The sequence below is a fragment of the Kibdelosporangium philippinense genome, from assembly GCF_021390435.2.
GTDB lineage: Bacteria > Actinomycetota > Actinomycetes > Mycobacteriales > Pseudonocardiaceae > Kibdelosporangium > Kibdelosporangium philippinense.
The window spans coordinates 697388-712498 of the sequence record NZ_JAJVCN010000002.1 but is presented as its reverse complement, the minus strand read 5'-3'; the positions used below and the strand labels follow the sequence as shown (position 1 = coordinate 712498).

Sequence of the window (15111 nt, the reverse complement as noted above, 5' to 3'; positions counted from 1 at the left end):
AGGGGGAGGGGGCGAGCATCCATAGAGTAGCGCGTCGGCGACTGTGCGTGCCAGTGGTCGTTGCTAAATCGCGTTCACAATGTTGGCTGGCCGAGTGAATGCCTGTCGACCGCGTCGGCCGGGCTGTACCCGCTGTGGAGGAGTTTCGCCAGGTCAGCGGCGATGCTGGGGGCCGCGAAGCTGGTTCCGCTCCACTTGGCTGTGCCGTATTCACGTTCTTCTGTCCCTGGGGCGACACCTTCTGTGCCGGTTTTCAACCGTACGTAGCTGGATGTGATGTCTACGCCGGGCGCGATGGCGTTGACCCAGGGTCCTCGGTTGGAGAATCCCGCGATTGTGCCGTTTTGGTCGGATGCCGCTACCGCTATGACCTTGTCGACTGCCGCTGGCCAGAAGGGGCGGCTGCTTCCGCCGTTGCCCGCGGCGGCGACGATCACTGTGTCGGTGAACTTGGCTAGTTCGTAGGCGAGGATCGGCGGGCATTGGTTGTCCGCTGTGTAGCAGCCTGAGGTCAGCAGGATGATGTCGATGTGGCCTTTTTTACGTACTGCGCGCAGTGCCGCCGCGACTGTTGTGTCGTCTGTGAGGCCCATTGATGACAGGACTCGGTGGTGCCGGATGGTCACGCCGGGCGCTTTGCTGATCAGGACGCCAGCGACGAATGTTCCGTGTCCGCCTTGCCAGTCGTGGTTTCCGTCGACGTCGTGGTCGAGGACTTCGGGTTGGTGTCCCCATTCGCCGAACCAGCTTCGTCCGGCGAACCATGGGTGTGGGTCGAGTCCGGTGTCGAGTACGGCCACTGTGACCGGTGGATCCCATGTTTCCGGTGTTGGTGGCCTCGGCTCGGGTACTACGTCGATTTCCGGGCCGCCGATCCATGTCGGTGTGCCGTGCATGATCGGGCCGGCTATGTGGACGTGATTGGGCGCTACTCGCCATCGGCTGCTGACGTCTGCCGCCACTTCTACCGATCGTTCACGCAATTCGTCGCGCAGCATGATGCGTCCACTTGGGTCAATCCGGTCGACCCACCGGCGCAGTTCTTGACAGACCGGTTGGACCGTGTCGGGTTCGGCGACCAATTGTCCCGCCCGGACAAGGCATTCACGCGGGCCGTCTGGATCGTGCAAGACGAGGTCCGGCATCCGCCATTGCCATCTGCTGACCCATTCGGACAGCCGCATCGTGCGTTGAGTGTCCACGAAGGACACATTGGCCGGATATCCGCGCACTCGCCCAGTCGCACTAGAAGGATCACCCAGTTCGGTGAATACGACGGACCGTGATCATTGCCGAATGGACACACCGGGGTCAGACAACGAGATCCGCCTTTCCGGGCGGCGCTTACGAAGCTAGGGTGCAATCGGCGATGCGAGTGCGCGGGCAAGAGTGTCATCGCCGATGTGTCCAAGGCACGGTAAGCGGAAACGGTGGTGGTCTTGGTGACCGGCTCGGGTCAGGCGCGGGGCGCCTTGCCGAGGCTGCGTCGCTTTGCCATGCGTTTTCTCCTTGTTGCCGGGTTCACCGCGGCAGGCTGGCTGGCCAGCGTTCTGCTGACAAGTGGGACGGCGTCTGCCGATCTCATCAAGTTGCCGCAGATCCCTGGTGTCACGTCCCAGCAGTCGACCGACAAACCGGTGGCGAACACCAACAAGAACCTCGGTCTTGTCGACGGCTTGCTCGGCGGCGTCACGTCGACGCTCAACAACACGCTGAACACTGTGGGCACCACGCTCAACAACACTCTCGGCGCAGTGGACAACACCCTCAACAACGTCACGAAGACCGTCGACGACGTCGTTGACACGGTGACCGACCTGCCGCCGAAGGTCTTGCCGCCCGCGAAGGACGGCGGTTTGCTGCCCAAGCCGGTCGACGATCTGCTCGGCCCGGGCGACAAGTCCACCAAGGACACCACGCGCGAAGTCGTCGAGACCGCGCCTGCCGCACAGGAAGCGGCGCCGCCAACGGCTGAGCCGATCGCCGAGGCGCCCGCCCCGACAGCCGATCGCCCGCAGCACGACGCGCGCCGACCAACGCAAGCAGTCGCCCATCCGGTCCGGGTGGGTTCAGTTCAGGAGAAGGCAGCGCCCGCCGACAACACGCCCGGCCCGATGCCGGGTCCGTCTGGCCCGGTTGCTCCGGCCGCTCCCGCGCCGACCGCGTCGGCCGGTGGCAATGGCGGCTGGGACGCGCGTGGCATGCTCGCCGTCCTGACTCCGCAGACTTCGCTGGTTCCGCCGCATGCAGGCTCCCTGCCCGCGACGGACAGTTTCACCGAGTTGGGCCGTTCGGCGGGCCTGCCCGCGACTCCGCCCGACTGATTTCACTTTTTCGCGGCATAACTCTGCCCTGACCGAGTCTCACCCATGGGCGAGGAATGTCTTCCGGGGCCTTCCCGCGCCCACGCACGACCTCCCAGAGCCACCCGACCTGCCGACCGCGCCCGGTCAGGTCGGGACCTGGGCCCCGGTGCCGCGATGCCCCCGCGGCGCCGGGGCTCCCCAACTGGCTGCAACGCCTGGCCGGCACAACGAGGGGCTGTGCCGACCACTCGCAGGACGAGCGGCCAGAGTGTCCGACCGGGTGTGATGGAACCCGAGACGACACGGCTAGTGCGCCGGATGGATACGCAACGACCAACAGGTCGAAGCGGTTACGCCATCCGGCGCACTGCTTTTTACAGCGTATGAGGGCACGTTGACTACCCCTGATCGGATGGAACTACCTGATCAAGGCCCTGAGCAGCAACAACCGTGGATTGGGAATGCGCATCACGACGCCAGCCGCTCGCTGATCGCTTGGTACGTGACGCCCTTGGCTTCGAGGGCCTGCGCGGCCAGCGTCGGCCGGGACAGCAACGCCAGCAGCAGGTGCTCCGAGCCGATGTGCTTGTCCTTGCGACTCACTGCCTCCCTGAGGCTTTGCGCGATCGTCCATTTGGCCTCTGCGCTGAACGGGATGTGCCGTTTGGACCGTGTGGCCGGAGCCAGCGCGTCCTTGCCGAAGGACGCCTCGACACTCCGGACGACGTTCTCGACGTCAACGCCGACCGCAGCCAACGCGGCCGCGTCCTCGTCGGTGAGCCCGCCACGCCGCTTCACGCGCTCGAAGTCCTCGGTCAACCCTTCGACCGTCAGGTCATGGCCGTCGAGTAACCGGCTGGCGGTCTCGTCCCGGCCGCGGATCAGGGCGACGAGCAGCTCAGCGCTGCCGATCTCGCCGGTTCCCGCCGTGCGCGCCTCCAGCTGAGCGCCGATGACGACGTCACGGGCGGTCTTGGTGAATCGCTCGAACATCAGCCTCTCCCGTGTTTCTTGTGCACCGCCTGCCGGCTGACGCCGAGCTCGTTCGCGATGTCCTGCCATGACCACCCGTTGGCTCGCGCGTTGCGGACCTGGACCGCCTCGAGCCACTCGAGCAGTTTGCGCAACGCCGCGACCGCACGCAGTCCCACCTTGGGATCTTTGTCGCCGGCGGCGGTCGCCAGCTTGGTCGCCTCACTCATGACGTCAATCTAGGTTGACATCAGAGCCCGTGTCAACCTGGATTGACATGGCAGGTCACGGCCTGTTCCGAGTTCTGTTTGTGACCTAGGAAGCACCGACATCGGCAGGTGCCAAGCGTCTTGGCCCAATAGGCTGACTTTGTGGGAAGTCTGCTATGGCTGGCGCTCGCCCTGGCAATCGCCGGGGCGGTGCTCAACGGCCTGGGGGCGTTGTGGCAGAACACCGCGGTCCGCGACAACCAGAACGGCAAGCTGGTCAGCATCGCCGCGTTAGTTCACCTACTACGCAACCGCCGCTGGCTGATGGGCCAGCTGGCGGTGGTCGTCGGAAGCGCGCTGCACTTCGGCGCGCTCGCGTTCGCACCGGTCACTGTGATCCAGCCGATCGGTGTCCTCGGAATCGCGGTGACCACAGTGGCCACCGCGAAACGAGACCGAACCCAGCTGTCCGTCGGCACCTGGCTGTCCCTGGCCGCGATCGTGCTCGGAGTAGGCGGCTTCACGTCGCTCGCGGCATCGAACGCCCAGGTCACCAGGGTCTCCGACGAGCGCGCGGTGCTGATCGCCATGATCGTCGGCCTGTTGCTGATGGTCCTCGGGTTGATCGGCAGCGTGGGTCACGGCCTCGTCCGTTGCCTGGCGTTCGCCGCGGGTGGCGGCGTCGTGTTCGGCTTCGCTTCGGTCGTGATCAGGCTGGCGGCGCTCAGCGTTGAACACGGCAACCCGGCCGACTTCCCCACGGGTTCGCTGATCGGCGCGGTGCTGTCGATCCCGGTGGCCGTGTGGTTTATCCAGCAGGCGCACGCGAGCGGGCCGCCCGACCTCGTGGTCGCCGCGTTGACTCTGGCGGATCCGATCGTGGCGATCGGCATCGGGTACGTGGCACTCGGCGAAGGCGCGAAGACTTCGACCGTGGCGACGGTGGCCGAAGGCGTGTGCTTCTTGGTCGCAGCCATCGGAATCGTGATCCTGCCGCGCACCAAGAGGTCGCGCGACAAAGCAAGCGGGAACCTGCAGGCCCAGTTCTCCGAGACCTCGTGAGTGGTTAGCCGTGTTAGAACGCGGCTAACCACTCACGAGGGTCTTGCTCAGCCGGTCACGGTTGCGTTGGCACGCGTGAATTCCCACTGGCCCTGGCTGATGCCGCCGCAGTTGTTGCAGTCACGGTTCAGTGCCCAGAAGGAAACTCGCGCCAAGTGGACCGAGTTGGCCCAGCTGACGATGGAGCGGAAGTTCGCCGCCGTCACGATCTCGCCGGTGTCGGTGCGGCCGTTCATCGATGAGAGGCCCGATCGGCGCCATGCGGCGTCGTCGGACAGGCCGTAGACGGCCTTCACGCGGTTCTTCAGTCCGGTCACCGAACTTTGCGTCATCGCGACCATGTTGCCGCCGGAGCTGAAGTTGAAGGGCATGACTGTCCACACGTCCACGGGCGCCGCTAGGTCACGGGCGCGCTGGATCAGCCTGTTGCCCCATGTCTCTGGTCCGTTGACTTCGGTGGGGATGGTGATGACGATCTTCACCGCTGGCCGTTGCTGGCGCACGATCTTGAGTGCGTTCAGGATCTTGTCCTGCACGGCCGCGTTGGAGAATTCGTCCGTGTTCTCGATGTCTAGGTCGATCGCGGTGAAGCGGCCCGCGTCGATCACCTTCACGTAGGCGTCGGCCAGTGCTTGCGCGGTTGAGCAGTAGGTGCCGAGTTTTCTGCCTGACCAGCCACCGATGGATGGGATGGCGTCGCCACCCGCGGCTCTGATCTGGTTGACGCGGGTGATGTCGGCTCCGGTCAGCGACCGGTTTCCGTCCCACATCGGGTTGCAGGTTCCGTTGGACAGGATGAACGCGAGGGTGAACGCCCGGATCCCGGTCTGGGACATGACAGTTGTCGGGTTGGGCGGGCTGCTCCACTGGTACAGGTATGGAGCGGCGAGGATGGGATTCGCTGCCACGTTCACCTCGGCCTGTGCCGTGCCATTCAAGCCAGGCGCGAGACCGACAGCCATACTCACGGCTGCCGCCGCGACAAGAATCCGCCGCGTGATCTTCATTTGTCCTCCAGCATGCAGGGGTGCGGAGCCCACCTCCGACGTCTTAGGCGGCGGTGTCGGACCGGAGGCGGCCGACTACAGTCAGCGCCTTTCACGGTGGACTAGACCAAATGAGGCTGTCAAGGGGTAATACCCGGCCCGTTGCTCCGATACCCGAGTGGACAGCTCGCCGCGAGAAGGGCCATCGATGCCAGCCAAGGTCATCAACCTCACCGTGCACGGCATCGGGAAACCGCCACGGCACCTGGAGCCCGGCGAAGACGGCACATGGGTCACCGTCGAACAATTCGAACAGGTGCTTGACGCTGTTATCGGCCGCCCGGAAGTGCGCATCACCTTCGACGACGGCAACTCCTCCGACATCGAGATCGCCTTGCCCCGCCTGCTCGAACGCGGCCTGACCGCCGAGTTCTTCGTGCTTGCCGGGCTGCTCGGCGAACCGGGCCGGTTGGATCGCGCGGACATCCGCGAACTTGAGGCGGCCGGGATGAAGATCGGTTCACACGGGTGGTCACACCGGGACTGGCGTCGGGTCGACTTTCCCCAAGCGGTCGAGGAAATGGTTACCGCGCCACGACTTCTCGCCGATGTCATCGGTCACCCGGTCACCAGGGTCGCGGTTCCGTTCGGCTCATACGACCGGCTGGTGTTGAGCCGATTGCGTTACGCGGGCGCTAGGTTGGTCTATACGAGTGATGGTGGTGCGGCGAAGCCGGAAACGTGGTTGCAGGCAAGGACCAGCCTCCGGCACGACATCGATCCATCTTGGACAGCTGATGTGCTCGCCGGTCAGCCTGGACCGCGTCGAGCGGTGCGCAGACTGGCGGCGGGACTGGTGAAACGCGGTCGTGGCCCGGCGCGATGAGCTTCTTGTGAGAGTCGCCGTCGTCATTGTGACGTACAACAGCGCTGACGCTCTCGGCTCGTGTCTCGCCTCGCTTCCCGATGGACTCGACGGCGTCGACCTCACCGAGATCGTGGTCGCTGACAACGCTTCCCGGGACTCGACGTGCGAAATTGCCAAGAACTTCACCAAGTTGCCGGTGCGCGTCGTCGATCTGGGCCGTAACGCGGGATATGCGGCCGGGATCAACGCTGGGATCGCTTCCCTTGGCTCCTATGACGCCGTCTTGGTGATCAACCCGGATGTGCGGATCCGGCCAGGCGCGGTTGCCAAGCTTGCTGAGGTTTTCCGGCGGCCTCGCGTCGGGATTGCCGCGCCAAAGCTGGAAAACACCGACGGTTCCTTGCAACCGTCGTTGCGGCGCCCACCAACTGTGCTGAGGGCGTGGGCCGAGGCGTTGATCGGCGGGAATCGGGCTGGGCGGTGGGGCACGCTCGGCGAGCTGATCACCGATCCGCAGCGTTATGACCTCGCTGGTCCTGCCACTTGGGCGACTGGTGGCGTGCTGATGATCTCGGCTGAAGCGGTACTGACCGCCGGGCGTTGGGATGAGTCTTTCCTTTTGTACGGCGAGGAAACAGACTTTGCGCTGCGGGCAGGGAGCCTGGGGCTGATGACCTGGTACACGCCGGATGCCGTGTTCGAGCATGACGGCGGAGAATCCGGGACCAATCCCATGCTGTGGGCGTTGCTCACGGTCAACCGGACGCGCGTTGTCCGGCGCCACTACGGTTTCTGGGCATGGGCCGGGTATTACGCGGCCGTTGTCGTCGGCGAGGGAATCCGTGCGGCGTCCGGCAGACCTACTGCCAAACTAGCGCTTGAATGGTTGTTGAAGCCGTCAAGGAGACTGCGGGTGCTTCCCCAATGAGACTTGTCCCCTTTGGCGCACTGACCGACGACGATTTCGCACTATGGCGGGCAATCCGGGACAGTGACCCCCGATGGAACAGTCCCTATTTCACACCCGAGTACATCGCCGCCGTCCATAATGGACGGCCAGTCGAAGTAATGCTCGGCGACGGCTTCGTCTGGCCGCTGCACAAGTCCGGGAGCGCCGCGAAACCCGCGGGATCGCCTGGCGCCGACTTCCAAGGGCCCCTCGTCGAACCAGGTGTCAGGTTCTCGCCACGAAGTTTGCTCGCGTCCGTCGGCATCCGGTCACTCACGTTCGACCATCTGCTCGACGGTTATCAGGATCTCGATCCCTGGACCGAGGAGAAACGAGTCTCGCCGTTCATGGACGTGACCGGAGGTCTTGACGGATACACCAAGCGGGTGGACAAAAGCGGGCGGGACAAGATGTCCGAAGCCCGCAGGCTCACCAACAAGGCGGCTCGCGATCTCGGCCCGGTCGAGTTCACGGTCGACGCGCGCGATGGACTGGACCATGTCATCGCCTTGAAACGCGAGCAATACGCGTCAACAGGGGCACGAGACCACTTCGCCGACCAGGTGAACCAGGACTTGCTCTATCGCTTGTTCGACTCCGACCTCGGCCTGCTGTCCACTGTGTACGCAGGTCCGCACCTGCTCGCCGCGCACTTCGGGATCCGTTCCCAAGGCGTCCTGCACTGGTGGTTTCCAGTGTTCAACCGGAAATACGGGAACTACTCGCCTGGCTGGATCCTGTTGCGCGAGATGGTGATCGCCGCGCCTGACCTCGGTATTACCAGGATCGACCTCGGCCGGGGCGAGGACGAGTACAAGCGCCGTGCGATGACTGGATCGTCCACTGTGTGCATTGGCGCGGTCACTTCTGGCATGCGGACTTCGGCCCGGCGGATGAGCCGGGCCGCTGTCGCTGCTGCTAAGGCGTCACCAATCGCGCCTCAACTCAAGGCGCTTGTCCGGAAGTTTCGCTAACGCCCGAGGCCGGTCCAGGTGAAGCCCGCACGGCCAAGTACGTCCTTGTCGAGCAGGTTACGAGTGTCCACAACGACCGGATTGCGGACCACCGATGCCAGCTTCGGCCAGTCCAACGTCCGGAACTCCGGCCATTCGGTGAGAATCACCAACGCGTCGGCTTCCTTGCCAACCAGGTAAGGGTCGTCGACCACGGTCACCGAGCCGATCTCCGGCCGGAGACTGTCCGAACGCACCGCCGGGTCGTACGCGACGAGCTCAGCGCCCGCTTGGCGCAACAATGCCGCGACGGCAAGAGCAGGCGAGTCACGCAGGTCGTCGGTGTTGGCCTTGAACGTCAGTCCAAAAAGGCCGAGTCGCATATGCGACAGTGAGCCGCCGCGCTTGCCTGTCACGGCAAGGCGGATCTTGTCCACGATCCGCTGGCGCTGCCGCTCGTTGGTGTCGATCGTGGCCCGCAGCAGCCGGAACTCGAAGTCGGCCGAGTCCGCGACCTGCAGCATCGCCGAAGTGTCCTTGGGAAGGCACGAGCCACCCCAGCCGGGCCCTGGCGACAGGAAAGCCTGTCCGATCCGGCGGTCGTAGCCCATTCCCTCGGTGACGTCCGCGATGTTGGCGCCAAGGCGTTCACACAGCTCGGCCATAGCGTTCACATAGGACAGTTTCATCGCCAGGAAGCAGTTGGCCGCGTATTTCACCAACTCCGCGCTCGCCGCGTCGGTCAGCACCGTCGGTGCGCCAAGGCGTGCGAAGAGGGCGGAAACGCGTTCGGCGGCGTCCTGTTCGTCGCCACCGACCACAATCCGGTCGGGGTTGAGGAAGTCGTCGACCGCGGAGCCTTCACGCAGGAACTCCGGGTTGCTGACCACGGAGACGTCCGCGCGGTTGAGCAGTTCCTTGGTGCGCTGGGCGGTACCCACCGGGACAGTCGATTTGTTGACAATGACCGTTCCCGGGTTGAGCAGGCCACGGACCTCGTCGATCACCGACTCGACTGTGGACAGATCGGCGACACCGCCGACGCCCATCGGGGTCGGTACGCAGAGGTAGACGATCTCGGCGCCTTCTTCGTGTCCGGTGATCGCCGCCTGCGCACCGACCACGAAGGACAGTCGGCCGGCCGCGAGGCCTTCGGCGACGAGCTCGGCGAGGCCGGGTTCGAGGATGTCCACCTCGGCCCGTCTCAGTCGGTCGATCTTTGCCGGATCAACGTCGCCGCACACCACCCGGTGGCCGAGCGACGCGAGGCAAGCGCCGGTGGTCAGACCGACATAGCCGGTCCCGACCACCGCGATGCGTCTGGCGAACATGTGCTGGATGCCTTTCAGACAACGGCCGGCCGTGACGGCGTCATAGAGACGCGCGGCTCGATACCGAACAGCGATTCGTATACCCCGACGTAGGCCTGGGCCTGCGGACGCCAGTCGAGCACCTCTTCGGCACGGGTGCGTCCCGCGGTACCGAGCTCCTTGCGCCGGGTGGGGTCGTCGAGCAGGTCGATCACGGCCTTAGCGAACCCGTCGGCGTCGCCCGGCTCCAGATACACAGCGCAGTCGCCTGCTGACACGACTGTCTCAGTGAGACGGTAGGCCACTACAGGCAGCGCGTACGCCATGTATTCCATTGTCTTGTTCATTGTGGACACGTCATTCAACGGGCTGAGCGGGTCGGCCGACAGCCCGAGTGACGAAGTGGACAGATAGTCGGCGATTTCCTTCGGCCCAACGCGTCCCGTGAATGTCACGTAGTCGTCGAGGCCAAGTTCGGTGCACTGTTTCTTGAGATCCTCAAGGCAGTCACCGAAGCCGAGCAACGCGAACTGGACGTCTTCACGCCCGTGCTCGCGGACCACCTTGTGCGCGATCTCAAGCACACCGTCGACACCGTCCTGCGGGCCCATGATTCCCAGCCAGGACACCAGGTGTTCCCTGCCGTTACGCAGTTCCGGCTTTGGCTCGCCAGGCTTCATCACAGTCGTGTCCGGCCCTGACCGCACCACAGTGGTGTGCTCGGGTGGTACGTCACCGCGTTCCCATGCGATCCGCTGGTAGGACTGATTGGTCGAGATGACCCGGTCAGCGGTGTGAAAAGTCTTACGTTCCAGCCAGTACAGCCCGGCAAGCTGGGCCCGTCCGGCAAGGCCGTTCGGCTCACCGAACCGCGACCGGAACACCTCGGGGTTCAAGTCGTGGTGGTCGAACACGAACTTCACCCCACGGGCCCGCCACAGCCGGGCGAGCGCCCAGTATGTGTCCGGCGGATTACAGGCCTGCATCACGTGAAAAGGCGCCCTGTGCCAGACTTTCAACGTCAGCTTGGCGGTACGCAGCCAGCAGTAGACGAACTCGAGCAGGTAGCCCAGCGCCCCGTTCGCCTGCGGCGGCGGTGCGTACTTGTAGATATGAACGCCGGATAACTCCTGATAACCAGGGTCGTTCGGCCCTTTAGGACAGATCACCGACACGTCGAAACCGGCTGCGGTGAGCGCCTGGCATTCCAGCCAGACCCTGCGGTCCAAGGGAACCGGCAGGTTCTGGACGATGATCAGTACATGCCCACGTGTCACCTTGGCGCCCTCTTCCTCTCCTACAGGCCGACATTCCCAATGTCGTTGCGGAGCGGGCAGGGGTTACCGGTTTGGCGAAACAACAGCAAATGCGTCCGTTCGGGCAAGTAAGCCGGTCACCACGAGCGGTACCGAGTCGTGAATTACCGTTGCGGGGTAGGCAGAATGGCCTAACGGGAACTGCGATCAGCCGACCACGCCGCGTCGGTGCCACGGATCTGCCGCCACCGTGCGACGAGTTTGTCGGCTAGCAGAACCACCAGGAAACACAAGGCATCCAGCACACCGACCTGCCGTTGCCGAACCAGCGTTACCAACTGGCCGAGTCCCAAAGATGGCTCATCAGCCTTACGCCCCAAGAGGTCCAGCTCACGATTGCCCAACCGGACACGGGCCCGCCGACGGATCACCGCGCCAACCGTACGCGCCGGTCGCACAACAGAGCGTGCATCCGCTACAGACCGGCGCTCGCTCGCGGAGAACGAACGATGCACCCAGCCGTCGTCCGACATCACCACTGGCAACGGGAAAACTCGCCCGTGGCCTTCTTTGCCGAGCATGTATGCGCCGGTGCCCGACAATCCACGCCGCCCAGCGAGCAATCGGTCGAACACCCGGTGAAATCGCGCGGCGACACCGGAAACGCCGTGCAGGTCGTATTCCGGAACGGGTGAACACGCGAGCGCGCCCCGGTCGATCGCGGTCAGCATGCGGCGTAACGAAGTCATGTCGAGGTCGACGTCGGCATCGAGGTAAAGGCGTGGGAACGTCCGGCATTCCGCGTCGCCGAGGACGAGCGCATGCGCTTTGCCCGCGATCGGTGTTTCCACCACGCGGGCGCGTTCGGCTCTGGCGATCTGTGCGGTCCGGTCGCTGCACGCGTTGGCCACCACGATGATGTCCAACTCGCCCGGTTTCGCGCCATTCGTCAGCGATCGCAGACAACGCGCGATCACTGCCTCCTCGTCGTGTGCCGCGATGACGACACTGACCACAGGTTCACCCACAGCCCCCACTATTTCACCGATACCGGCGAAGCGGCGTTATCAATCTCCGGACGGGCAGGCGCGGAGGCGTCCGCGGGCACGAAGAACAGCGTCGCCTTGTTCTCGTTCTTGGCCATACCGAAAGCGAGAGTCTGATCGTCGATCCATGCGGCCTGGTCATCGATCCCGGACGTGCCCGGCAGCTCGGTTTCCTGGTTTGTCCGCAGGTCAAGCACGGTGAGACTCCACTTGTCCAACAAGGTCGGCCGCTTCTTGTACGCGACGCGCGTTCCGTCAGGCGACAGTGACGGGCATTCGGCGTTCTGCCGGACGCTCTGCACGGTCTTGGCCTTGAGATCGCCCTTGACCAGCCAGTTCAGCCCGGCGGAGGCAAGCGTGGCGTAGAAGGTGTTGTCGTCCGCGCCGACCGTGATGCCCCAGAAGTTGACGTCGGCGGCCTTCAACGGCCGGTTCCGGACCGTGGCCTCGAAGTGCTCGATCGACTCGGTCACTTCGCCGGTCCGTACGTCGAAAAAACCGGTACGAGTCGAGAAACCGCCAGGCACGGCGTACGAGTCACCGGTCACGAAGGACGTCCAAGACACAATGTTGCCGGACGCCGAGACCCGCGCGCGGCTCGGAATTCCAGGAAGCGAAATCGTTTTTATGACAGTGTTATCACTGGCCATCACGGCTGCTTCGTAAGTGGGGCCAGGCCCCGCGAGCCGCAGACACACCGAAGTTCCGCCCGCACGGTAGAAGCGCTGGCATCGCAGCGCGCTCGTGGTCCGCTTCCCGTCCGGAGTCCGTGTGGTCACGCGATCCTGACCACCCGAAACATCGATGAACATAATGTCGCCCGCAACCGGTTTCGGCGCGTTCTGACTGACTGCCGGTTGCTGAACGGCAGTCCACGCCACATATCCACCGCCACCAAGCACAAGCAGCACGATCGCGACGACACCGACAAGAACCCGATGCCCGGAAACCCAGGTTTTCAAGCGGACCTCACAAGCAACGCGACCACGACCAACGCCAGAACCAACACGACCACCAACGCGATGACAGCCGTGGACATCGCCATCACTGTGAGCATCACACCGAACGCGACCGACGACACCATCCGCGTCAACGCCTGTCCGGTTTGGATGGTCGCGAGCCCGGTCGCCCGCAGATCCGCAGGCACGAACCCGCTGGCGTAAGCAGACAAAACGCCGTCGGTGCATGCGTAGAACAGACCGTGGGCAACCAACGCAACCGCCACAGCGGTGAATCCACCCTGTGGGACAAGCAACATCGAGTAGGTGACGAGCAGCAGTACGTGCCCGACGAAGAACACCCGCCAGCGGCCGACGCGATCCGCCATTCGGCCGATCGGTGCGGCGGCAAGCAAGAAGATCGCGGCGGTCCCCAGCGGCAGCAACGGCAGCAGCCCGACCGGAATGTCCGAAACCTTCTGCAGCACGACGAAGACGAACGCGTCACTGATCGTGACCAGTCCGAGCAAGGCGGCCGCGATCGTGGCCCGCCGGAACTTGGTGTCCCGCAACAACCCGAGACCAGCCTTGAGCGAAACCCGTTTGCGCTGAACCCGTCCACGGTGTTCGCGGACGAAGGTCAGCAGCACGACCAAGCCGATCGCGGCGAAGACGAAACTCACCACGAACACCGGGCCCGCGGCGGTACCCATTTGGTACAGGATCAGGAAAGTAAGCAACGGACCACACAGCGCACCGACCGTGTCCATCGCCCTGTGCACACCGAAAGCCGAACCGAGCTGGTCCGGCGGCGTCGCCAGGGAGATCAACGCGTCCCGCGGCGCGGTCCGGATCCCTTTACCCGCACGGTCAGCGGCTAGCACGCCACCAATTCCCACACTCGATGCACCGACTAGTGGGAAAATCAGCTTGGTGAGCGCGGAAAGCGCGTAGCCGAAGACCGCGACACGTTTTGGGCTACTGGTCCGATCGGAGACGAAACCGCCGACCAGACGGAGAACCGCGGTCGCGCCGGTGTACAGCCCGTCAAGCAACCCGAACTGCACGTAACTCATCTGCAGCGTGTAGATCAGGTAAACGGGCAAGAACGCGGTGACCATCTCCGCGGAGATGTCGGTGAGCAGACTGACGGTGCCGAGCGCGAAAACCGTGCTGGGTAACCGGCCTGACACGCGTGGTGTCCTACCTGGACTGCGCGTCGAGGCGACGTACATGAAGGCGCCACCTCTCCGGCTCGGGCCTGGTCACTGCCAACGACATCGCCCGACAACCACAGCCTGTTAGCAGCCATCCCCCGAGCGAAGGAGCCGATGCCCAAAGGTGCATTCGCTGGAACCTGGGACAGAGCGTGAGGGGAACATTTGCGGCGTCCAACGCCGTGAGGGTGACCTTCACGGCATTCCGGGGGATGACAACGCGTAACAGAAAGCCTGGTCATGCAGATTGCTCGGGAGAGGGCAACGCTGGGCCGCCGCCGATCGGGGACGTGATGGACTTCTGGAAGACGATCAAGGTGCTGCTGCGCCGCTGGCGCGTCGCAGTGCCGGTCTTCGCGGTGTCCATCGGCCTGGCAGCGGCTGTCTACGTCTCGGTCGACACGGAGTACGAGTCCACCGGCTCGCTCGTGCTGACGTCACCGACCGATGGGGCCAAGGTCACCGAGGGCCAGCAGGGACCGGCCGACCGGGTGAATCCGTTGCTGGCGTTCGACGGCAGCCTGAACACCTCGGCCACGATCGTCATCCAGAAGCTGCAGGACCCCATCGTCCAGGAGCAGTTGACCGGCGGTAGCAAGGAAATCGGCTACGAGGTCGGCAACGGCCAGCTGACCGGCCCGTTCATCGTGGTCGTCGCCCTCGCGCGGACACCGGACGACGCCAAGGGCACGGTCACCAAGGTCCTCGACCGGGCCAAGGCCGAGCTCAAGGCGAGCCAGGAGGCCTTGAAGGCCCCGGCTTCCACGTTCATCGCTCCCGTCGACATCATCATGCCGACCAACGCCGAGCCGAAGACCGGCGGCAAGGTCCGGTTCGCGGCCGTCGCGCTCGCGCTCGGGTTCATCGCGAGCCTGTCGTCGGCGTACGCGATGGAGAGCTTCACCCAGTCGCGTAAGAAGAAGCGCAGCCGGGAACGCGCGCAGCAGGAATGGCAGCAGCAACAAGGCTCGTTGGAGCAGAACGGATCTTCAGGCGAGACGGTGCGAATGCACCCTGTCACGCAGAAACCCGGCTAACC

Annotated in this window: 15 protein-coding genes; 6 read left to right on the top strand and 9 right to left on the bottom strand. The window is 64.4% G+C overall.

Annotation, left to right across the window (positions count from 1 at the left end; all coding sequences use genetic code 11):
• Positions 1–74 precede the first annotated feature (74 nt).
• Complete coding sequence (locus tag LWC34_RS22270) at positions 75–1202, bottom strand: S8 family peptidase (protein WP_233727106.1); 1128 nt, start codon at positions 1200–1202, stop codon at positions 75–77.
• A gap of 240 nt (positions 1203–1442) precedes the next feature.
• Here LWC34_RS22270 and LWC34_RS22265 point away from each other — a divergent pair, with 240 nt between their 5' ends.
• Positions 1443–2324, top strand: coding sequence for a hypothetical protein (locus tag LWC34_RS22265; RefSeq protein ID WP_233727105.1), 882 nt, complete (start codon positions 1443–1445; stop codon positions 2322–2324).
• A gap of 450 nt (positions 2325–2774) precedes the next feature.
• Here the strand turns inward: LWC34_RS22265 and LWC34_RS22260 are convergent, their stop codons facing one another.
• Positions 2775–3299, bottom strand: coding sequence for a Clp protease N-terminal domain-containing protein (locus tag LWC34_RS22260; RefSeq protein WP_233727104.1), 525 nt, complete (start codon positions 3297–3299; stop codon positions 2775–2777).
• A complete protein-coding gene (locus tag LWC34_RS22255) occupies positions 3299–3508 on the bottom strand; it encodes a helix-turn-helix domain-containing protein (RefSeq protein ID WP_173138032.1) in 210 nt (69 codons plus the stop codon). Before LWC34_RS22255 ends, LWC34_RS22260 begins: the two co-directional genes overlap by 1 nt.
• Before the next feature lie 141 nt (positions 3509–3649).
• On the opposite strand from LWC34_RS22255, the gene LWC34_RS22250 reads away from it, so the two are divergent.
• Positions 3650–4549, top strand: a complete 900-nt coding sequence (locus tag LWC34_RS22250) for a DMT family protein (RefSeq protein ID WP_233727103.1) — start codon at positions 3650–3652, stop codon at positions 4547–4549.
• Between the two features lie 47 nt (positions 4550–4596).
• Here LWC34_RS22250 and LWC34_RS22245 read toward each other — a convergent pair whose 3' ends face one another.
• Positions 4597–5556: a glycoside hydrolase family 18 protein gene (locus tag LWC34_RS22245; RefSeq protein ID WP_233727102.1), complete on the bottom strand. Its 960-nt coding sequence runs from the start codon at positions 5554–5556 to the stop codon at positions 4597–4599.
• Positions 5557–5743: 187 nt separating this feature from the next.
• Here LWC34_RS22245 and LWC34_RS22240 point away from each other — a divergent pair, with 187 nt between their 5' ends.
• From LWC34_RS22240 to LWC34_RS22230, 3 genes are read left to right on the top strand one after another with little or no spacing between them, the layout of a single operon-like run.
• Positions 5744–6421 carry a polysaccharide deacetylase family protein gene (locus LWC34_RS22240; RefSeq protein WP_233727101.1) on the top strand — a complete coding sequence of 226 codons (678 nt, stop codon included), beginning with the start codon at positions 5744–5746 and terminating at the stop codon, positions 6419–6421.
• 7 nt (positions 6422–6428) lie between these two features.
• A complete protein-coding gene (locus tag LWC34_RS22235; protein ID WP_233727100.1) occupies positions 6429–7331 on the top strand; it encodes a glycosyltransferase family 2 protein in 903 nt (300 codons plus the stop codon).
• Positions 7328–8326: a GNAT family N-acetyltransferase gene (locus LWC34_RS22230; protein ID WP_233727099.1), complete on the top strand. Its 999-nt coding sequence runs from the start codon at positions 7328–7330 to the stop codon at positions 8324–8326. The genes LWC34_RS22235 and LWC34_RS22230 overlap by 4 nt, the downstream gene beginning before the upstream one ends.
• Here LWC34_RS22230 and LWC34_RS22225 read toward each other — a convergent pair.
• The 5 genes from LWC34_RS22225 to LWC34_RS22205 form a co-directional block, all read right to left on the bottom strand.
• Entirely contained in the window at positions 8323–9636 is a 1314-nt protein-coding gene (locus LWC34_RS22225; protein ID WP_233727098.1) for a UDP-glucose dehydrogenase family protein, read from the bottom strand. The two genes, LWC34_RS22230 and LWC34_RS22225, sit on opposite strands and share 4 nt — an antisense overlap.
• Positions 9637–9650: 14 nt before the next feature.
• Entirely contained in the window at positions 9651–10892 is a 1242-nt protein-coding gene (locus tag LWC34_RS22220) for a glycosyltransferase family 4 protein (RefSeq protein ID WP_233727097.1), read from the bottom strand.
• A 170-nt stretch (positions 10893–11062) separates the two neighbouring features.
• Positions 11063–11899 (bottom strand): glycosyltransferase, encoded by an 837-nt coding sequence (locus tag LWC34_RS22215; RefSeq protein WP_233727096.1) that lies wholly within the window; start codon positions 11897–11899, stop codon positions 11063–11065.
• Positions 11900–11907: 8 nt separating this feature from the next.
• Entirely contained in the window at positions 11908–12879 is a 972-nt protein-coding gene (locus LWC34_RS22210; protein WP_233727095.1) for a hypothetical protein, read from the bottom strand.
• The gene (locus tag LWC34_RS22205; protein ID WP_235729624.1) at positions 12876–14090 is read right to left on the bottom strand and encodes an MFS transporter; all 1215 of its coding nucleotides are present in this window, start codon (positions 14088–14090) and stop codon (positions 12876–12878) included. Before LWC34_RS22205 ends, LWC34_RS22210 begins: the two co-directional genes overlap by 4 nt.
• A gap of 275 nt (positions 14091–14365) precedes the next feature.
• Here LWC34_RS22205 and LWC34_RS22200 point away from each other — a divergent pair, with 275 nt between their 5' ends.
• A complete protein-coding gene (locus LWC34_RS22200; protein WP_233727093.1) occupies positions 14366–15109 on the top strand; it encodes a hypothetical protein in 744 nt (247 codons plus the stop codon).
• Positions 15110–15111 lie beyond the last annotated feature (2 nt).

Bases quoted from the DNA above. Each gene is read 5' to 3' on its own strand.
- LWC34_RS22255 (WP_173138032.1), bottom strand. From the start codon at position 3,508: ATGAGTGAGGCGACCAAGCTGGCGACCGCCGCCGGCGACAAAGATCCC.
- LWC34_RS22205 (WP_235729624.1), bottom strand. From the start codon at position 14,090: ATGTACGTCGCCTCGACGCGCAGTCCAGGTAGGACACCACGCGTGTCA.
- LWC34_RS22230 (WP_233727099.1), top strand. From the start codon at position 7,328: ATGAGACTTGTCCCCTTTGGCGCACTGACCGACGACGATTTCGCACTA.
- LWC34_RS22225 (WP_233727098.1), bottom strand. From the start codon at position 9,636: ATGTTCGCCAGACGCATCGCGGTGGTCGGGACCGGCTATGTCGGTCTG.
- LWC34_RS22245 (WP_233727102.1), bottom strand. From the start codon at position 5,556: ATGAAGATCACGCGGCGGATTCTTGTCGCGGCGGCAGCCGTGAGTATG.
- LWC34_RS22260 (WP_233727104.1), bottom strand. From the start codon at position 3,299: ATGTTCGAGCGATTCACCAAGACCGCCCGTGACGTCGTCATCGGCGCT.
- LWC34_RS22240 (WP_233727101.1), top strand. From the start codon at position 5,744: ATGCCAGCCAAGGTCATCAACCTCACCGTGCACGGCATCGGGAAACCG.
- LWC34_RS22200 (WP_233727093.1), top strand. From the start codon at position 14,366: ATGGACTTCTGGAAGACGATCAAGGTGCTGCTGCGCCGCTGGCGCGTC.